Annotated in this window: 15 protein-coding genes; 14 read left to right on the top strand and 1 reads right to left on the bottom strand. The window is 40.0% G+C overall.

Annotated elements, in window-relative coordinates:
• Nucleotides 1-111: 111 nt before the first annotated feature.
• The 6 genes from MKX55_RS15815 (at nucleotide 112) to MKX55_RS15790 (ending at nucleotide 7,417) form a co-directional block, all read left to right on the top strand.
• The gene (locus MKX55_RS15815) at nucleotides 112-1,350 is read left to right on the top strand and encodes a malic enzyme-like NAD(P)-binding protein (RefSeq protein ID WP_042535350.1); all 1,239 of its coding nucleotides are present in this window, start codon (nucleotides 112-114) and stop codon (nucleotides 1,348-1,350) included.
• 661 nt (nucleotides 1,351-2,011) lie between these two features.
• Nucleotides 2,012-2,866: an acetyl-CoA carboxylase, carboxyltransferase subunit beta gene (accD, locus tag MKX55_RS15810; protein WP_339233453.1), complete on the top strand. Its 855-nt coding sequence runs from the start codon at nucleotides 2,012-2,014 to the stop codon at nucleotides 2,864-2,866.
• Between the two features lie 6 nt (nucleotides 2,867-2,872).
• Entirely contained in the window at nucleotides 2,873-3,829 is a 957-nt protein-coding gene (gene accA, locus MKX55_RS15805; protein WP_339233451.1) for an acetyl-CoA carboxylase carboxyl transferase subunit alpha, read from the top strand.
• 342 nt (nucleotides 3,830-4,171) lie between these two features.
• Nucleotides 4,172-5,131, top strand: coding sequence for a 6-phosphofructokinase (gene pfkA / locus MKX55_RS15800; protein WP_256704893.1), 960 nt, complete (start codon nucleotides 4,172-4,174; stop codon nucleotides 5,129-5,131).
• 36 nt (nucleotides 5,132-5,167) lie between these two features.
• A complete protein-coding gene (gene pyk, locus MKX55_RS15795) occupies nucleotides 5,168-6,928 on the top strand; it encodes a pyruvate kinase (RefSeq protein WP_339233450.1) in 1,761 nt (586 codons plus the stop codon).
• Between the two features lie 93 nt (nucleotides 6,929-7,021).
• Nucleotides 7,022-7,417: an FxsA family protein gene (locus MKX55_RS15790; protein ID WP_042535342.1), complete on the top strand. Its 396-nt coding sequence runs from the start codon at nucleotides 7,022-7,024 to the stop codon at nucleotides 7,415-7,417.
• An 86-nt stretch (nucleotides 7,418-7,503) separates the two neighbouring features.
• Here the strand turns inward: MKX55_RS15790 and ytvI are convergent, their stop codons facing one another.
• Complete coding sequence (gene ytvI / locus MKX55_RS15785; RefSeq protein ID WP_084613005.1) at nucleotides 7,504-8,613, bottom strand: sporulation integral membrane protein YtvI; 1,110 nt, start codon at nucleotides 8,611-8,613, stop codon at nucleotides 7,504-7,506.
• Between the two features lie 493 nt (nucleotides 8,614-9,106).
• On the opposite strand from ytvI, the gene citZ reads away from it, so the two are divergent.
• The 8 genes from citZ (at nucleotide 9,107) to MKX55_RS15745 (ending at nucleotide 19,479) form a co-directional block, all read left to right on the top strand.
• Nucleotides 9,107-10,228 (top strand): citrate synthase, encoded by a 1,122-nt coding sequence (citZ, locus tag MKX55_RS15780; protein WP_339178524.1) that lies wholly within the window; start codon nucleotides 9,107-9,109, stop codon nucleotides 10,226-10,228.
• A gap of 54 nt (nucleotides 10,229-10,282) precedes the next feature.
• Nucleotides 10,283-11,557: an NADP-dependent isocitrate dehydrogenase gene (gene icd / locus MKX55_RS15775; RefSeq protein ID WP_042535339.1), complete on the top strand. Its 1,275-nt coding sequence runs from the start codon at nucleotides 10,283-10,285 to the stop codon at nucleotides 11,555-11,557.
• A gap of 153 nt (nucleotides 11,558-11,710) precedes the next feature.
• A complete protein-coding gene (mdh, locus tag MKX55_RS15770) occupies nucleotides 11,711-12,649 on the top strand; it encodes a malate dehydrogenase (RefSeq protein ID WP_339233449.1) in 939 nt (312 codons plus the stop codon).
• Nucleotides 12,650-13,829: 1,180 nt separating this feature from the next.
• Nucleotides 13,830-15,242: a hypothetical protein gene (locus tag MKX55_RS15765; protein WP_339233447.1), complete on the top strand. Its 1,413-nt coding sequence runs from the start codon at nucleotides 13,830-13,832 to the stop codon at nucleotides 15,240-15,242.
• 196 nt (nucleotides 15,243-15,438) lie between these two features.
• Nucleotides 15,439-17,172: a carbon starvation protein A gene (locus tag MKX55_RS15760; RefSeq protein ID WP_339178519.1), complete on the top strand. Its 1,734-nt coding sequence runs from the start codon at nucleotides 15,439-15,441 to the stop codon at nucleotides 17,170-17,172.
• An 80-nt stretch (nucleotides 17,173-17,252) separates the two neighbouring features.
• Nucleotides 17,253-17,513, top strand: a complete 261-nt coding sequence (locus MKX55_RS15755; RefSeq protein ID WP_042535332.1) for a cory-CC-star protein — start codon at nucleotides 17,253-17,255, stop codon at nucleotides 17,511-17,513.
• A gap of 48 nt (nucleotides 17,514-17,561) precedes the next feature.
• The gene (locus tag MKX55_RS15750; RefSeq protein WP_339233445.1) at nucleotides 17,562-18,518 is read left to right on the top strand and encodes an ArsA family ATPase; all 957 of its coding nucleotides are present in this window, start codon (nucleotides 17,562-17,564) and stop codon (nucleotides 18,516-18,518) included.
• A complete protein-coding gene (locus MKX55_RS15745) occupies nucleotides 18,499-19,479 on the top strand; it encodes a zinc-binding dehydrogenase (RefSeq protein WP_339233443.1) in 981 nt (326 codons plus the stop codon). The genes MKX55_RS15750 and MKX55_RS15745 overlap by 20 nt, the downstream gene beginning before the upstream one ends.
• Nucleotides 19,480-19,605: the final 126 nt, after the last annotated feature.

Here is a 19,605-nt window from a genome sequence, read left to right as displayed (position 1 = left end):
TTTACACAAGCATACCATCTGTTATAATAAAGGGGATAAAAATGGCTTGGCCTAATATGTAAGCGCAATAATTATACATATTACTTACTGTATTCAAAGGAGCGGAATTCAATGGCAAACCTACGAGACGAAGCATTACATTTACATGAACAAAAGCAAGGGAAGCTGGAAGTGAAGACAAAGGTGCCGGTGAGGAATAAAGAAGATCTAAGCTTAGCTTATTCTCCTGGTGTAGCAGAGCCTTGTAAAGAAATCTATGAACGAAAAGAAACCGTCTATGATTATACGATGAAAGGAAATATGGTTGCGGTAGTAAGCGACGGTTCTGCCGTTTTAGGACTTGGTAACATTGGTGCAGAAGCTTCTTTACCTGTGATGGAAGGAAAAGCGGTATTATTCAAAGGATTTGCAGGCGTGGATGCTTTTCCAATCTGCTTGGATACACAAGATGTCGATAAAATTGTAGAGACTGTTAAATTGATGGAGCCGACCTTTGGCGGGGTGAATTTGGAAGATATTGCAGCACCTAACTGCTTTATTATAGAAGAGCGGTTAAAAAGCGAAACCAATATTCCCATTTTTCATGATGACCAGCATGGCACGGCAATTGTCACAGTGGCAGGCCTGATGAATGCTTTAAAACTGGTAAATAAAGATTTCTCTAATATCAAAGTTGTAGCAAATGGAGCCGGCGCAGCTGGAATCGCAATTATCCGCCTCTTAAAGAGCCTGGGAGTTCATGACATGATTATGTGTGATTCTCGCGGTGCAATTTATGAAGGACGTCCTAAAGGGATGAACAACGTAAAAGAAATGGTCGCAAAATATACCAATGCGCAGAAGATAGAAGGAAGTCTGGAAGATGTATTAGAAGGTGCAGATGTATTTATCGGTGTTTCAGTAGGTGGCGCTTTAACAAAAGAAATGGTTGAAAAAATGAATGATGATGCAATTATTTTTGCAATGGCGAACCCGGATCCGGAAATCCTGCCTGAGGATGCAAAAGCAGCTGGAGCAAAAGTAATCGGCACCGGCCGCTCCGACTTTGCGAACCAAGTCAATAATGTGCTTGCTTTTCCAGGGATATTCCGGGGAGCTTTGGATGTCAGAGCAACGCGTATTAATGAAGAAATGAAGATAGCTGCTGCAGAGGGGATTGCATCTTTAATAGAAGACAGAGAGTTGAATGAAGACTATGTAATTCCTTCTCCTTTTGACGGACGAGTTGCACCGCTTGTAGCTAAGCACGTAGCGGAAGCAGCAATGAAATCCGGAGTTGCCCGCATTCACGTAGATCCGGAAGAAGTGGCAGAGAAGACAAGACGTCTGACAAAGGAAATCAATAAATAATTTGACATTGTAATTATCCCCTGAGACATTTTTATTTTTATTCAAAGTGTTTTAGGGGTATTTTATGTGAAAAAATAAAAACTTAAAATGAGATATTAGCTATCCTGTCTAAATTAAATTATTTTTTAATCTGTTTGTTGAATCATCCGGAAGAAGGCTTGAAATAAGGTTATCAGAAAGCTTTTATCTCCGTTTATTTAATATATAATGATGCATTTATAATGACAATCTGATTGCGCGACTTGCAATCAGGTGGTAATCTATTTGTTGGGTTTCTATTTGATTTCTGTAAAAGAACGATTAAGTACGTGTTCAAAAGTTGCCAAAGGTTTATAATGGGACGAGTGATTACAAATGTTTTCAATGAGGCGGCCGCAGAGAAAAAAGCGAACTTTTTTACCTGCGTTTAGGGGATTGCGATTACTCACCTCGCCATAACTCGTCCGAAGCGGTCGCATTAACCTGAAAAATATACCAGCTTCATTTTTTTATCATCCGTTTTAAAACGCACTACTATAACTTGGGAAAATAGTTTACAATGGTAAGATAGGAAAAACGTTCTTACCTGAAAGCTCTATTTGAATGCTGGTTAATAGATGCAATTTATTTATTATATATTTTATATACAATTAACCTGGCAGCAGAAAAAGGGGGGATAAACTTGCCACTTAAAGATTTTTTCGGCAAGCGTAAGAAGTATGCATCAATCCCGAGCGAGAAAGCAAAAGTAGATGTTCCAGAGGGGTTAATGCAGAAGTGTGATAATTGTAAGCAAATCTATTATCGAAAAGAGATAGTTAAGTCTTTATATGTTTGTCCAAATTGCGGATATCACCATCCGATGACAGCATGGACAAGAATTGAGAGTTTATTTGACGAAGGAACATTTACAGAATGGGATGCGGGCTTGACCTCTGCTAACCCGCTTGATTTTCCTGATTATGAGACGAAGATCAAGAAGGACCGTCAAAAAACAGGTCTGAACGAAGGAATTGTTACTGGAAAAGGTGCAATTGATGGAAATCAGGTTGCATTTGCTGTCATGGATTCCAACTTTCGTATGGGAAGTATGGGCTCTGCCATAGGTGAAAAAATAACTAGAGCGATTGAAAATGCCAGAAAAGAGTCGATTCCTTTCATTATATTTACAGCATCTGGCGGAGCTCGTATGCAAGAAGGGCTTTTAAGCTTAATGCAGATGGCAAAAACATCCTTTGCTGTGAAACGATTTAGAGACAGCGGCAATTTAATGATTTCCGTGATGACTCATCCGACTACTGGCGGTGTATCTGCAAGCTTTGCATCTATTGGAGATTATAATTTTGCAGAACCGGGGGCGCTTATTGGTTTTGCCGGGCGGAGAATTATTGAACAGACAATCCGGGAAAAGCTTCCAAATGATTTTCAAACAGCTGAATTTCAATTAGAGCATGGCCAAGTAGACAAGGTTATTCACCGTCATGATATGAAAACAACGCTTGGAAAGCTTCTTTGTATGCACACGGATGGGAGGTAATCAAAAATGGCGCCAATATTAGAATTTGAAAAGCCGATTGTGAATTTGAAAGAAAAGATTAAGGAACTGAAATCTTTTACAGAGAATAGTGATATTGATTTAAGAGATGAAATCAATAATCTGGAAGAACGTTTAGCAAAGCTGGAAGAGGATATTTATGGCAACCTGAAACCATGGAATCGTGTGCAGATGGCCAGACATCCTGAACGGCCGACTACGCTGGACTATGTCGATAGATTATTTGAAGATTTTATTGAATTTCATGGAGACCGCTTATTTGGTGAGGATGAAGCAATCGTTTCTGGAATTGCTTATTATAAAAAGCAGCCGGTGACAGTGATCGGACACCAGCGGGGGAAAGATACGAAAGAAAATATTAAACGTAATTTTGGCATGCCGCATCCGGAAGGTTACAGAAAAGCCTTACGCCATATGAAGCAGGCCGAAAAATTTAACCGCTCTATTATTACCTTTATCGATACGAAAGGGGCATACCCTGGAAAAGCTGCGGAAGAAAGAGGACAAAGTGAAGCTATCGCCAAAAATTTAATGGAGATGGCCGGTTTAACGGTTCCCATTGTGTGTATTGTGATAGGAGAAGGCGGCAGCGGAGGCGCGCTGGGTATCGGTGTTGGAAATCATGTGCATATGCTGGAGAATGCTACATATTCTGTTATTTCTCCGGAAGGTGCAGCTGCGATTCTATGGAAAGATGCAGGAGAAGCACAGCGTGCCGCTGAAACGATGCAGATTACAGCTCCAGATTTAAAAAAATTAGGTGTTATTGATGAAATGATTCCTGAACCAAAAGGCGGCGCCCATCGAGATATTGATACACAAGCCGGTCTTATTGATCAAGTACTAGAAAAATCACTGAACGAGCTGAAAGCATTGTCACCAGAGGATATAGTTGAAGAAAGATGGCAAAAATATAAAAAGATAGGTTCATTTCAAACGATATAATTGTTTATAAAGGCTGAGAATGAATGTCAGCCTTTATTTTAGTTTGGATTATAATGAAAGAATCATGTAAAATAGAGAATGTAGTGGACGAAAGATAAGAAACCAAGCCTTTAATGATTTTGGTTTATCATTGCAGTCTCAGATGATTTTCTTTATCTTTTATTTATGTAAGGATATGTTCAGGTGTTTTAAAAATGTAATAGAGGGAATTGGACAAACTAGTACAACAGAGCGGAGCTGGCTTGTTGTTTGGGAAACAGGCAGTATGTTAGAAACCAGCACTTGAATATATTTAAAATAAGTTGGACATTGCAATATTTTAACTATAAGGTGGGAAAATAAATGAAAAAAATTGGTGTTTTGACTAGTGGTGGAGATGCTCCCGGCATGAATGCTGCAATCAGAGCAGTTGTGAGAAAAGCAATCTATCATGACATGGAAGTGTTTGGAGTCAAAAATGGCTATCAGGGTTTAATGGATGGTAATTTTGAAAAAATGCATCTTGGTTCTGTAGGTGATATTATTCATCGCGGCGGGACGATTTTATTTTCAGCTAGAAGTGAAGAATTTAAAACCGATGAAGGTCAGCAAAAAGCAGTCGAACAACTGAAGAAAGCTGGAATTGAAGGGTTAATCGTAATTGGCGGCGACGGCAGTTTTAAAGGAGCACAAAAACTGACTGCAAAGGGAATTCCTTGTATCGGTGTACCGGGAACAATTGATAATGATATTGCAGGAACGGATTTCACAATTGGTTTTGATACATCTCTTAATACGATTATAGACGCTGTGGATAAGGTTCGTGATACGGCTACTTCCCATGAGCGTACATACGTCATAGAAGTAATGGGCCGCAATGCAGGAGATTTAGCATTATGGGCTGGCTTATCCGTTGGAGCTGAAAGTATCCTCATCCCCGAACAAAACGATGAATTCTCTCAAATCGTTGACCGGTTAAACCGCGGACATAAACGTGGGAAAAAGCACAGTATTATCCTGCTCGCAGAAGGCGTCGGCAATGGGTTTGACGTAGGGAAACAAATTGAAGAGGCTACTGACTTGGAAACAAGGGTAACTGTATTAGGACATATTCAAAGAGGTGGTTCTCCAACTGGCCAAGACAGGGTATTAGCAAGCCGTCTGGGTGCTGCAGCTGTAGAATTGCTCTTAAATAATAAAGGCGGTCGTATGGTCGGGATTCAAAACAACAAAATTGTCGATAATGATATTGATGACATTTTAAAATTGAAGCATCATATTGATAATGAAATGTTCCAGTTATCTAAAGAATTGTCTATTTAATGAAAGATTGGTATTGAATTGAAGGAGGAAATAATAATGAGAAATACAAAAATTGTTTGTACGATAGGGCCGGCATCAGAATCGGTTGAAAAATTGGAGCAGTTAATCGATGCAGGAATGAATGTAGCCAGATTAAACTTCTCCCATGGAGACTTTGACGAGCATGGTGCGCGAATCAAAAATATTCGTGAAGCAGCTGCCCGAAAAAATAAAACGGTAGCGATTCTTCTGGATACAAAAGGTCCTGAAATTCGCACAGGTAATTTTAAAGAAGGAAGAGCAGATATTGTTCAAGGGAATGAAGTAATTGTTTCCATGAATGATGTAGAAGGTACTGCTGAGCGATTCTCCATTACGTATGGTGGATTGATCAATGATGTTCATCCAGGATCTAAAATCCTTCTGGATGATGGTTTGATTGAATTAGAAGTAAAAGAAATCAAGCAAGAAAGCGGAGAAATTGTAACGGTAGCGTTGAACTCTGGGGAAATCAAAAACAAAAAAGGAGTTAACGTTCCGAACGTATCTGTTAATCTTCCAGGAATTACAGAAAAGGATACCAATGATATCATTTTTGGAGTGGAGCAAGGTGTAGACTTTATTGCAGCATCCTTTGTACGCCGTCCTTCAGATGTATTGGAAATCAAAGAAGTACTGGAGCAGCATCAGGCAGAGCATATTAAAATTATCCCTAAAATTGAAAACCAGGAAGGCGTAGACAATATTAACAGCATTCTGGAAGTAAGTGACGGTTTAATGGTTGCCCGTGGAGACTTAGGTGTCGAAATACCTGCAGAAGATGTACCTCTAGTTCAGAAAAAGCTTATTACGCAATGTAATACAGCTGGAAAACCAGTTATTACAGCGACACAAATGTTAGATTCCATGCAGCGTAATCCTCGTCCGACCCGTGCAGAGGCTTCTGACGTTGCAAATGCTATTTTTGATGGTACAGACGCTATCATGCTTTCTGGTGAAACAGCAGCTGGTAATTATCCGGTGGAATCTGTTCAAACCATGAGTAATATTGCATTAAAAGCAGAATCTGCATTAAATCATAAAGTAATTTTAGAAGAACGTTCTAAAAATGTAGATATGGAAATCAGAGAAGCGATTACGCAATCTGTTTCACATACGGCATATAACTTAGGTATTGGTACAATCATTACACCGACAGAAAGCGGATCGACAGCCCGCATGGTTTCCAAATATCGTCCGAAAGCAACGATTATTGCTGTAACCGTGGATGAAGTCGTAAATCGTCAGCTTTCTCTTGTGTGGGGTGTTCATGCAGTAATGGGAACTCCGACAAAATCTACAGATGAAATGCTGGAAGTGTCTGTCAAACAGGGGCTTGAAGCGGGCGTATGCAAACGAGGAGAAACTGTCCTTGTTGTTGCAGGGGTACCGGCTGGAGAAAAAGGTACAACAAATCTGATGAAAGTTCATGTCATTGGAGATGTAGTTGCAAAAGGACAAGGTATCGGAAGAAGTAAAGCATACGGACATGTTGTCTTTGCTAAAAACAATGAAGAAGCATTGACCCGTATGAATGAGGGAGATATCCTTGTAACATATGCTACGGAAAAAGAAATGATGCCGGCAATTGAAAAAGCTGCTGCCGTTATTACAGAAGAAGGCGGTTTGACTTCGCATGCTGCCGTAGTTGGTGTCAGCCTTGGAATCCCTGTTATTGTAGGTGCAGAGAATGTCTTTGATTTATTGGAAGACGGTCAGGACATTACAGTAGACAGCAGCCGCGGACAAGTTTACGCAGGTCACGCAGGTGTATTATAATAGGTAAGCAAGCAAACAGAACCTCCGAATACAATCGGAGGTTCTGTTTATACATTCCAAAAGTATAGCTGCACGATAGAAAGGATGTTAACAATGAGAAATAAATACCTTCTTCTGGCATTTATCATTATCCCGGCAATCGAAATTGGAGTATTTCTATGGCTAAGCCAGCTTATAGGTGTGCTATGGGTAGTCGGATTAATTATTACAACAGCTATATTAGGGATTTTTCTGGCCAGATATCAGGGAATGGAAGTATTCAGACGTGCGCAGCTGCAATTACAAAGAGGGGCCCCTCCGACAGAAGAACTTCTTGATGGTCTGGCAACCATGCTTGGAGCATTCCTTTTGATTATTCCGGGCTTTGTTTTAGATATTGCAGGATTATTATTATTAATACCCTGGACAAGAAATCAATTTAAAAATCAGCTTAAGAAAATCGCTATGCAGTTAATGGGGAGAAATACAATTATTTATCGTCGCTGGTAGAGAGAGTTCAAAAGGGGACCAAACGATAAGCGCTTTTCTCTGTTTGCTTCTAACTCAGCCCCTTTTTGAACACAGCTTAGCAGGAATCACCCTTTAATATAAAGGAATAATTGCTGAAACACCCCAGATTTTTTGATGGCGAGCATCACAACTAAACTGACCGGGGCAAAGATTAATCCCAGAACACCAAACCATTGGACGCCTAAAAACATCCCGATCAGCATCATTAAAGGCGAGATGCCAATGGAAGTTGCCACGATTTTAGGCTCTATAAACTGTCTGATAATAATAATCAGGCCGTACAGCACAGATAAACCAATCGTTAAGGAATAATTAAAGGTTAAAAAGCTAAACAGAATCCAAGGTATTATAATAATGCCGATTCCTAAATAAGGAATAAAGTCTGCGATTGCAGCAAACAATACAATGGTAAATGCATGCTCCACCCGAAGGATGAGCAGACCAGTCCACAAAATAACCGCAGAAATACAAACCAGTATTAACTGTGCTTTAAAGTAACCAATCACAGCTTCTTTTAAATGAGAGACTATTTTTTGATAAAGCGTGTACCAATTAGAAGGCATCATGTCATGGATGCGGATTTGAATATTTTGGAAGTCGTAGCTGATCATAAAAGTAGCCAGTACAATAAAAATAAGAACAGTAAAAGAATTTGGCAGTATAATTAAAAAATTTGCTGTCTGCTGCATCAGTATTTGAAAGAAATGAGTAAAAGCAGACGTCATCGAATCTGTAAAGGAATGAATATATTCATAGACTTCCAAACGATAATCGACATGCAGTGTCGTCAGCAGAGAAAGCAATTTATCGTATAATGGCAGGATGTGCATATCTAATAACTGCTGAAACTGTTCCATTATATGACGGAAATAAGCAGGAAGCCTGTCCGATAAATAGCTGATACCTTGATAAACTTCGCTTATTAAAAAGTATAGAGCAATCGTAAATAAACTGAGAAAAAGACTGAATGTGCTGATTAGAGCAAGCAGCCTCGGCATTTTAAGTGTGTTTACAAACCATCTGATCAGCGGCTGGAAGAGTAAAGAAAGCAGGAATGCTATCAGAATAGGATAGATATAAGGAAATAATATATAGAATAGGAAAAGACTGCTGCATAAAGTGCTGATAACAATAAAAGAACGGATAAGTTGTCCAAGGATTTTTGATTGCATCATATTTCCTCCAGAAAAAAAGACCTAATTTAATCTATGATTGGAAGCGGCAAAGTAGAAGTAATAAGGTCTTTGCATCATGGGTAAGTAGTAAAACGCCAGCAGGAAAAGGAGGAATCTAACAGTTATTTAACATAATTTAAACGGTTTCAATTCACATTCTGCTTTTTATCATTTATAATGAAAGATGGGCAGATAATAAATATTGCTATAATCAAGCTGAAGGGTACAAATTGAAAGATAAAGTATTTCTGTGTTTGTTTAAAAGTAGAATAATAAATTCATTGATACGTAATGGTTAAAAGACTTTGGTGCCACGTTTAAATTGTCCGCGAAGCGCGCGTTCCATCACCTGAATGATACGAAGTGAATGTATGGTAATTGCTCAATTTTATTCCTACATAGATTTAAACAATCAAAAAAGTTTGTCACCCTTGTATTATTTTATTTGAAATGAATATCTAATACTTTGATTAACTGGAAAGGGAGAGGTAATATGTCAACATCAAAAAAAGGATTAGAAAATATTGTCGCAACACAATCAGCAATTAGTTCGATCATAGATGATCAATTATCCTATGTGGGTTATAAAATTGATGATTTAGCTGAAAATTCCAGCTTCGAAGAAATTATTTATTTACTTTGGAATCAAAAGCTGCCGACTCAATCAGAATTAGATGCGTTAAAGACTGATTTAGCAAAGAATATGAGCATTTCAGATGCTATTGTTAATCATTTGCGTTCCTATGATTTGAACAGTGTGCATCCAATGGCAGCTCTTCGGACAGCGGTTTCATTGTTGGGGATTTACGATGAAGAAGCTGATGTCATGGACGAAGAAGCAAATAAAAGAAAAGCTGTTCGTATCCAGGCAAAAATCGCTGCTGTTGTAGCTGCGTTTGCAAGGATTCGTGACGGAAAAGACCCGGTTCAGCCAAAAGAAAACCTAAGCTATTCTGCCAATTTCTTATATATGCTGAACGGAAAAGAGCCGGAAGATATTGAAGTGGAAGCAATCAATAAAGCACTCGTGCTCCATGCTGATCATGAATTAAATGCATCTACGTTTACAGCACGGGTTTGTGTAGCAACCCTTTCAGATATTTACTCTGGACTTGTAGCAGCGATTGGAGCCCTAAAGGGACCATTGCACGGCGGTGCAAATGAAAATGTAATGAAGATGCTTCTGGAAATCGGCGAAGAAGAAAATGCTATTCCTTATATTAAGGAGAAGCTGGAAAACAAAGAAAAAATTATGGGCATGGGCCACCGTGTGTATCGTGATGGAGATCCGAGAGCTAAATTCTTGAGAGATATGTCCAAACAGCTTACCAAACTGACAGGTCAGGAAAAATGGTATAATATGTCCATTGCTATTGAAGATTATGTGAAAGAGCATAAAGGACTTCCTGCAAATGTCGATTTTTACAGTGCATCGGTTTATCACAGCCTGGGAATTGAAGAGGATTTATTTACACCAATTTTCGCAGTAAGCAGAACTTCCGGCTGGATAGCGCATATTTTAGAGCAGTATGCAGACAACCGGTTAATTCGTCCGCGTGCTGAATATAATGGCCCGGATTTACAAGAATATGTATCTATTGAACAAAGAGGATAATATCGTTAAAATGTAGTAGAATAGATTAGGAATCATTAATAGGAGGTTTTATCTATGACACAAGGTGAAAAAATTGTAGTAGAAAATGGCGAAATGAATGTACCAAACAAACCAATTATTCCATTTATTGAAGGGGACGGAACTGGTCCAGACATTTGGGCTGCTGCTCGCCGGGTAATCGAAGCGTCTGTTGAAAAAGCTTACAATGGAGAAAAAGGAATTGATTGGTTAGAAGTATATGCCGGCCAAAAAGCATTTGATAAAACAGGTGAATGGCTGCCGCAGGATACGTTAGATAAAATCAATGAATATAAAATTGCAATCAAAGGACCTTTAACTACACCAATCGGTGGCGGGATTCGCTCTCTTAACGTTGCTTTGCGTCAGGAATTAGATTTATTTACCTGCCTGCGTCCAGTACGTTACTTTGAAGGTGTTCCATCTCCGGTAAAACGCCCGGAAGATGTAGACATGGTTATTTTCCGTGAAAATACAGAAGATATTTATGCGGGTATTGAGTGGCAGGAAGGCACTGACGATGTGAAGAAAGTGCTTGACTTCCTGAAAAATGAAATGGACGTAAAAAATGTACGTTTCCCTGAAACTTCAGGTATCGGTGTGAAACCAGTATCGGAAGAAGGAACAAAACGTATTGTCCGTGCAGCAATTAACTATGCATTAACCGAAGGACGCAAAAATGTTACTTTAGTACATAAAGGTAACATTATGAAATTTACTGAAGGAGCTTTCAAAAACTGGGGTTATGAAGTTGCTGAGCAGGAATTCGGTGATAAAGTGTTCACTTGGGCTGAATATGACCGCATTGTAGAAGCAGAAGGCAAAGAAGCTGCGAATAAAGCAGAAGAAGATGCATTAGCTGCTGGTAAACTTCTAGTAAAAGATTCGATTGCAGATATCTTCTTACAACAAATCCTTACTCGTCCAAAAGAGTTTGATGTTGTTGCAACAATGAACTTAAACGGTGACTACATTTCCGATGCACTTGCTGCACAAGTAGGCGGTATCGGTATTGCTCCGGGAGCAAACATCAACTATGATACAGGACATGCTATTTTTGAAGCAACGCATGGTACTGCACCAAAATACGCAGGTTTAGATAAAGTAAATCCATCTTCTGTTATTTTATCTGCTGTATTAATGCTAGAGCATTTAGAGTGGAGAGAAGCAGCTGATTTGATTACAAAATCAATGGATAAAACAATTGGTTCTAAAGTTGTAACTTATGACTTTGCCCGTCTAATGGATGGCGCAACTGAAGTGAAATGCTCTGAGTTTGCTGATGAACTGATCAAGAATATGGAAGCATAAGCACCAAAATAAAAAAGTGTAAATATAGGAAGGGCAGTATAACTGACCTGACCTAAACAAAAGAAAATGTTTGTGGTAACGGGAAGTATCGGTGCTGCAAGCATTTTCTTTAAATACATGTATCTTAAATGCGATCAGGGGAGGGAAATAACAATGAGTTCTGCAAGAAAAAAGATTTCCGTTATTGGTTCTGGCTTTACGGGAGCAACGACAGCATTAATGGTTGCACAAAAGGAATTAGGTGATGTTGTTCTTGTTGATATCCCGGATATGGAGAATCCGACAAAGGGTAAAGCGCTGGATATGGCAGAAGCAGCACCGGTTCAAGGTTTTGATGCAAAAGTGACGGGCACGTCTGATTATGCAGAAACAAAGGATTCTGACTTAGTTATCATCACTGCAGGAATTGCACGGAAACCGGGAATGTCCAGAGATGATCTGGTTAATACAAATGCCAAAATAATGAATACGATTACAAAGGAAATCGTTACGTATTCAGCGGATGCAACGATTATTGTGCTGACCAATCCGGTAGATGCGATGACTTACAGTGTGTATAAAGCTTCCGGGCTTCCTAAAGAACGTGTTATCGGACAATCCGGAGTGCTGGACACAGCCCGTTTTAGAGCCTTTGTAGCGGAAGAATTGAATATTTCCGTGAAAGATATTACCGGTTTTGTTTTAGGCGGCCACGGTGACGACATGGTCCCGCTTATTCGTTATTCTTATGCAGGCGGTATCCCGCTTGAAAAGCTGATTTCGAAAGATCGGTTACAAGAGATTGTACAAAGAACCCGGACTGGCGGCGGTGAAATTGTAAATCTGTTAGGAAACGGAAGTGCTTACTATGCGCCGGCTGCTTCTTTAACAGTAATGGCAGAAGCAATATTAAAGGACCAGCGCCGGGTATTACCATCCATTGCTTATTTAGAAGGAGAATACGGCTATGATGGTATTTACTTAGGTGTACCGACTGTTCTTGGCGGCAAAGGGATTGAAGAAGTGATTGAGCTGGATTTAACAGAGGAAGAAAAGCAGCAATTAGATAAATCAGCTGAATCTGTAAAGAAAGTAATCGACATTCTGGAATGAATTTTTAATAAAAGCGCAATGGTCTGTTTTTAAACCATTGCGCTTTTATTAATGACTCAACTTTCTCCCATTAAAAAGTAAACTCATTTCCATAGAAACAGGAATTGATCGTTCCTTTGATGACTTCTGTGACAAAGAATAGAAGGCGAAGTGTAAAGCACCGTTGCGACGGACCGTTTTGCTTTCCGACGCACAAATGTTTTCGATGGGGCGAGTAATCGCAGTAATGTTGTCAGGTTAATGCGGCCGCTGCGGAAAAACACTACGCTTTCCATGGTCTTGCGCTCAGCCTCCTCAAAAAAAAGAAGTACGCTTTTTTTTCTGCGGGGTCTTCCCACTGGGACTGGGACTGCGATTACTCGCCCCACCGAAGACCATTGCGCTTTCCCATAGGAGTCTCCGTGTTTTTCCTCCGCTAGTAAGATTTCTATACGCGGAAAACAACTCACCAAATAGATGTTTGATCAGATAGAACATATTTTTCATGCTGTATGGTAAAATGTTCCCCCAAGATTACTTTCTGTGCATAGAAGCGATTCCCTGTATTTCATATCCATACTGTCATGACTGGTTGTTCAGGCGAAAGCTGCTATTTTGTCCAGCTCATTAAAATGTTATTTCTTTCATTCGCTGTAGAATCCTATCAGAGCGCAGGCCAACCACGGAGACTCCTATGGGAACAGGGCGAGCTGAAGATCCACTTGAAAAGCGGTTTTCTTTTCAAGTTAGCTGAAGCCGTCCCCATGGCAGACTAAAACCGCAACCTCCTGGGGTTGCGATTACTCACCCCATCGAAAAGAGTTGTTGCAACGTCTGCACTAGTACGTCCTGTACGTCGGAAAGCGGAGTGGTTGGCCGGAGCGGAGCTATGCACCATCACCAATTCCAAAAAGGCCGGATATGTAACCAGCAAGCATGCTAATGGAGAACATGTTCATCTAGGAATAGCAAGATATATTTGCTTATTCTTAGGTGCGAAAGTTGAGTTAATGAATAAGAATGTTTTTAAAAATAGCTGAAAACAGCCGCTCCGGCAAGAACACCAAGTTTTAGAGACAAAGTGATCATCTTGGTTTTTATTATGAGCTAAAATGCCTTTTCCGTCCGTTATTATTTTGTACCCGCTCCCTTCATTATTGCATAGGCTACTATACATAATGAAGGAGAGGATCTGAATGAAATGAGTTTAACTATCCCGCATTTACTGTATGGATTTTTTACTTTGCTTATTTTAATAACAATGATTTTCCGGAGAGGGATTGTTCTTCCCAGCCTATTAGGAACATTTGTTATTGCCTGCTTTTATAAAGGAAGTATAGTCAGCGGATTTATGGCTATTTTTAACGCTAATTTAGTCGCGGCGCGTGAGCTTTTTAGTATCTTTTTGATTATTACTTTTATGCTTGCGCTATTAAATGCCTTAAAAGATTTGAAAGCGGATATACTGATGATTCAGCCAATTCAAAAGGTCATGGTCAATGGACATTTATCTTACTTTGTTTTAATCGCTGTGACGTATGTAGTTTCTTTATTTTTCTGGCCGACGCCAGCTGTCCCGCTTATTTGTGCTTTACTCGTCCCGGCAGCGATACGTTCTGGGCTGCCGGCGATTACAGCGGCAGTTGCTATTACAATAGCAGGCCAGGGGATGGCATTATCCTCTGACTATATTGTTCAGGTTGCACCAGCTCTCTCTGCAGCAGCAGCGGGTGTAGAAACCTCTGCAGTTGCTGATCGGGCACTGGTTTTATCTATTATTACCGGTGTGATTGCTTCTGTATTAGCTTATTTATTTTACAGAAAATCGATTCGTTCAAAAGAAGACCCTAGAAATCAGTCAGAAGCAGAACAAATTCAAGATTATGATTCTTCCGGCCATAAGGCAGCTTTGAAGCATTTGAACAAGTGGAGTCGCGCGTTTGCCTGGCTGGTGCCAATTGTTTTATTATCCGTCGTCGGATATATGCTGTACAGTAAATTTTTTGGCTCCAGTGATTTGGTCGGCGGAGAAGGAGCTGCCTTCGTTGGCGGAGTGGCAGTGATTCTATTATTATTGGCTACGGCTGTATTTGGAAAGCAAAATGCGTTAGATTATGTGGGGAATCATATCACCAATGGATTTGTATTTGCCTTTAGGGCAATGGGGCCAGTTATTCCGATTGCAGGATTTTTCTTTTTAGGAAATGCGGAATTTTCACGGGAAATATTACTTGTAGAAGAAGCGCCATCCTTTTTATTCGATATCATTTCATCCATCCAGGCCTTTCTTCCGGAAAGCACGGTGTTTGTTGCTTTTAGCTTATTAATTGTAGGGATTATCACAGGGCTGGACGGATCTGGCTTTTCCGGCTTGCCATTAACGGGAGCATTAGCTGCCTCCTTAGAATCTGCTTCCATCGATGCAAGCACATTAGCAGCAATAGGCCAGCTTGGAGCAATTTGGACTGGCGGAGGGGCATTAATTGCATGGTCATCCCTTATTGCTGTTGCAGGATTTTGTGGTGTTTCAGCAATGGAACTAGTCAGGAAAAACTTTTTTCCGGTCATACTGGGGCTATTTATAGCGACGCTTGCTGCGTTAATCATATTTTAATGGAAGAGAAAATATAATTGTATGGGTTAGGGTTGTTCATTCTGACTCATACAATTTTTTAGCTGTTTTTCAATGGTATTATTTGAAATTTTTAAAATATAATGTGAATATGTTAAGCTTGTGAAAAATCCATAAAGGGGGTTTTTGATAAAAAAAGTTAAGCGCTTACAAAAAATAAAAGGAGGGGAAGTTTTACATGAATGCAATTTTAATAGCTCTCATAGGGATTGTTGTATTTATTTTGGGCTATCGGTATTATTCCAAGTTTGTTGCAGAGAAAATATTTCGATTAGACCCGAATTATGTTACTCCGGCGCACCGTTTCAAGGATGGTGTGGACTATGTTCCGACCAATAAATTTGTTTTGTGGGGACATCATTTTACATCTGTAGCAGGTGCTGCCCCTATCCTAGGACCGGCGATTGCTATTTATTGGGGCTGGCTTCCGGCTTTTTTGTGGGTTGTTTTAGGGACCATTTTTGCAGCTGGTGTCCATGATTTTGGCACATTGGCTTTATCTGTCCGAAATAAGGGGTATTCTATTGGAACAATTGCAGATCGCTTAGTCGGGAGAAGGGCAAAGCTATTATTTTTATTCATTATTCTTATTCTCGTATTGATGGTAAATGCGGTGTTTGCATGGGTTATTTCCAATTTATTTATTAGTTATCCTGCGAGTGTATTTCCGGTTTTTATTCAAATTCCGTTAGCTATTTGGATTGGTTATGCAGCATATAAACGGAATGTAAAAATGCTCCTTCCCTCTGTTATTGCATTAGTCATCATGTATGCAGCGGCTATTATGGCAAGCAGAGTCGGTTTTCTTCAAATTGATTTAGTCGGGTATATGGGAGGAGAGAATGGTACCGGTTTATTCGGCCTGGGCTCTGTTTCAACAGCGTTCCTGATATGGATTGTTATTTTGATGGTATATGTATATATTGCGTCTACGCTCCCGGTATGGAAATTACTGCAGCCGAGAGATTTCATTAATTCGCATCAATTAGTTGTCGGACTGGCTATCCTTTATTTGGGATTGCTTTTCACGTCTCCAAGTATGACAGCTCCTGCAGTAAATGAAAGTCCGGATAGAAGCTTTCTTCCGCTCCTGTTTATTACGATTGCTTGCGGTGCTATTTCCGGGTTTCACGGATTAGTATCTTCAGGAACTTCTTCTAAACAGCTGGATAAAGAAACCGATGCGCGTTTTGTAGGTTACTTTGGGGCAGTGGGAGAAGGCATTCTGGCCCTGGTTTCCATCATTGCAGTAGGAACCTTCTTTGCAAATACCGATGCGTTTTCACAAGCCTATACTTCTTTTAATGAAGCGAATGCCATTGGTCTTGGAACGTTTATTGAAGGAGCGGCAACATTAGCGCAGGGACTGGGAATTCCGGCAGATATAGCAACGACAATCGTATCGATTATCGTTGTCAGCTTTGCTGCGACGACATTAGATACCTCGGTACGCTTGATGCGGTACATTATTGCAGAGTTAGGGATTGAATATAAAATCCAGCCATTAACGAAAACACATGTAGCGACAACGATTGCTGTGCTTTCCAGTGCGGCGCTTGTGTTAATACCTGAAGGGCCAAATGGTTTCGGATCAGGCGGCTACCTCATCTGGCCATTATTTGGAACTGCCAATCAATTACTGGCTGCCATTAGTTTATTCTTAATTGCTATTTGGCTAAAACGAAAAGGAAGTAACTATATGGTTGCACTCATCCCGATGATATTCCTGATCTTTATGACCTTGTTTGCGATGTTCCAGCAGGTTGTCTTTGAATGGTCGTGGATGGGAACAGGTTCGAATATGCTATTGTTTGTTCTGGGCTCTATTATCTTTGTGTTTGCAATTTGGATAGCTCTGACCTCCTTTTCAGAACTGATGAAAAAAGTAGAAGATCCGTTAAATAAAGATTGATTTTGCTTCCCTGCATATCTTCTTCAAAAGATATGTATGGAGGTTCGATATAAATAAATTATAGCCGGGAGGGCGGGAAAATGTTCACAGACAGGTTAAAACAGTTGATCCACTATTATGAGGAAGTAATCAGCTTGCCGCATAAAACAGAAGTAGCCAGAGAATTAAGAAACGAAGATGATTTTTTCTTGCTGCTTCTATATTCTGAAATGGTAGGAATACCGAACCCGGTTTATTATTATACGTTGGAATTATACCCGTATATCATTGAATCCTTTCATGATTGGCATTTGCGAATGGGAATGGATAAATCACCGCTTAATGGGATTCGCTGCTGTTAAAAAATTGGGCGGGCATGCTGGCCATACATTGGAAGGAGGAGAGAAAGGATGCTTGGAGATAATAACCGGATTATTTTTGTGGGAGGAAAAGGCGGCGTCGGGAAATCCAGCTCGGCAGCTGCTTTGGCAACGGGATATGCGGAAAAAGGCTATCGTACCTTACTCATTTCAACGGATCCAGCTCACAATATAAGCGATATTTTTCAGCAGCAGATCGGTGGAAATACTACCTATATTGAAAAAAATCTATATGCGCTGGAAATTGATTCTGAAAAAGAAACAGACGCGTATATTCAAAAGGTTAAAGAGAACATTCAGGGGGTTGTCCATGTTCAGATGATGGAAGAGGTACACCGGCAATTAGACACAGCAAAAGCCTCGCCGGGAGCAGATGAAGCTGCCTTATTTGATAAACTCATATCAATTATTTTGGAAGAAGGGACCAGGTTTGATAAACTAGTATTTGATACGGCTCCAACAGGTCATACGATTCGGTTGTTATCTCTTCCGGAATTAATGGGAATTTGGATTGAAGGTCTATTAAATAAAAGGAAAAAAACGAATACACAATATTCGCAATTGCTAAACGATGGACAGGCCGTAGATGATCCTATTTACGATACATTACAAGAAAGAAAACAGCGGTTTACCAAGGCAAGAGAAATTCTATTGGATAAGCAGGCAACAACCTTTCTATTTGTTTTGAATCCGGAGAAATTACCAATATCGGAAACCAAAAAAGCAATTCATCTCCTGGAGAAATTTCAGATAGATGTTCCTTACATTATTGTCAATAAAGTGTTGCCAGAGGAGACCGGCGCCGGTTTTTTTGAAAAACGGAAACAAAATGAAAAAATCTATTTAGAACGTATCGCCGTGGACTTTTCTGCTCAAACGATTTTGTATATTCCCTTTTTTTCTGAAGACATCACAAACCGTAAACAATTGAAGCAAATGGGAGCTTATTTGAAGGAGGTATTAGCGGATGAGAGCACTAGTACATGAAAATGGAAGCTTGCATATGAAAGAGATGGAGCTCCAAAGTCCGGGAGGATCAGAAGTTGTTGTAAAATTGAAAGCAGCAGGGCTTAACCGGAGAGATTTAGCTATTCCGAACCGTCGTAAAGAAACGGAAGAAGCATTGATTCTTGGCTCAGATGGAGCGGGAATCATTGAAGAGTTAGGAAAAAATGTCAACGATGTAAAAGTTGGCGATGAAGTGATTATCAATCCGGCTTTACGCTGGGTACGAAATAGTGAGGCGCCGCCGAAAGAGTTTGATATTTTAGGCATGCCAGACCATGGTACGTTTGCTGAAAAAATTGTGATTTCTGAAGATCAGGTAGAACCAAAACCGGCATATATGAGCTGGGAGGAAGCGGCAGCCTTTCCGTTAGCTGCATTAACAGCATATCGGGCAATGTTTACTAAAGGGGAACTCGAAAAAAGAGAAACGGTATTTATTCCCGGAGCAGGCGGCGGTGTTGCGACTTATTTGATTGCATTTGCAAAAAATATCGGTGCCCGGGTAATTACAACTTCAAGAAGTGAACAGAAAAGAGAAAAAGCACGAGAGCTCGGTGCGGATGTCGTGATAGATACGGCAGATGATTGGGAAGAGAAATTAAGCAATGAAACCATTGATATGGTAATTGATAGTAACGGCAAAGCAACCTTTCAACGTTCTTTAGCCATTTTGAAAAAAGGCGGTAAATTTGTTACATTCGGTGCGACAACAGAGGATGTTATTGATTTTGATTTACGTGCTTTCTTCTATGGACAATACAAATTGATTGGTTCTACAATGGGGTGCCGGGAAGAACTTATGGCTGCGTTAGCACATGCAGAGAAATACCAATTGCATCCTGTTGTTGACCGTGTCTTTTCCTTGGATCAAAGTGTAGAAGCACTTAGTTATTTGGATGAAGGAAAACAGTTTGGAAAGGTAATTATTCGTATTTCTTAAAGCGGATATTTAAAAAAGAATTCCTATAGGAAGAAGCGGCAGATTGATGAAGAATAAAAGCAGAGAGACTGACGAGCGCTGATGTGCTATAATAGTCTCTCTGCTTTATATTGTATTGGCACTGGT

The sequence above is a fragment of the Oceanobacillus sp. FSL W7-1281 genome (genome assembly GCF_037969835.1).
GTDB lineage: Bacteria > Bacillota > Bacilli > Bacillales > Amphibacillaceae > Oceanobacillus > Oceanobacillus oncorhynchi.
Note: the sequence above shows the minus strand (reverse complement) of the source record. Positions and strands in the feature narration are given on the sequence as shown.

What these genes read in the sequence shown, in the direction of transcription:
- MKX55_RS15815 (WP_042535350.1), top strand. Translation starts at nt 112, where the DNA reads ATGGCAAACCTACGAGACGAAGCATTACATTTACATGAACAAAAGCAA.
- accA (WP_339233451.1), top strand. Translation starts at nt 2,873, where the DNA reads ATGGCGCCAATATTAGAATTTGAAAAGCCGATTGTGAATTTGAAAGAA.
- pfkA (WP_256704893.1), top strand. Translation starts at nt 4,172, where the DNA reads ATGAAAAAAATTGGTGTTTTGACTAGTGGTGGAGATGCTCCCGGCATG.
- pyk (WP_339233450.1), top strand. Translation starts at nt 5,168, where the DNA reads ATGAGAAATACAAAAATTGTTTGTACGATAGGGCCGGCATCAGAATCG.
- MKX55_RS15790 (WP_042535342.1), top strand. Translation starts at nt 7,022, where the DNA reads ATGAGAAATAAATACCTTCTTCTGGCATTTATCATTATCCCGGCAATC.
- ytvI (WP_084613005.1), bottom strand. Translation starts at nt 8,613, where the DNA reads ATGATGCAATCAAAAATCCTTGGACAACTTATCCGTTCTTTTATTGTT.
- citZ (WP_339178524.1), top strand. Translation starts at nt 9,107, where the DNA reads ATGTCAACATCAAAAAAAGGATTAGAAAATATTGTCGCAACACAATCA.
- icd (WP_042535339.1), top strand. Translation starts at nt 10,283, where the DNA reads ATGACACAAGGTGAAAAAATTGTAGTAGAAAATGGCGAAATGAATGTA.
- mdh (WP_339233449.1), top strand. Translation starts at nt 11,711, where the DNA reads ATGAGTTCTGCAAGAAAAAAGATTTCCGTTATTGGTTCTGGCTTTACG.
- MKX55_RS15765 (WP_339233447.1), top strand. Translation starts at nt 13,830, where the DNA reads ATGAGTTTAACTATCCCGCATTTACTGTATGGATTTTTTACTTTGCTT.
- MKX55_RS15760 (WP_339178519.1), top strand. Translation starts at nt 15,439, where the DNA reads ATGAATGCAATTTTAATAGCTCTCATAGGGATTGTTGTATTTATTTTG.
- MKX55_RS15755 (WP_042535332.1), top strand. Translation starts at nt 17,253, where the DNA reads ATGTTCACAGACAGGTTAAAACAGTTGATCCACTATTATGAGGAAGTA.
- MKX55_RS15750 (WP_339233445.1), top strand. Translation starts at nt 17,562, where the DNA reads ATGCTTGGAGATAATAACCGGATTATTTTTGTGGGAGGAAAAGGCGGC.
- MKX55_RS15745 (WP_339233443.1), top strand. Translation starts at nt 18,499, where the DNA reads ATGAGAGCACTAGTACATGAAAATGGAAGCTTGCATATGAAAGAGATG.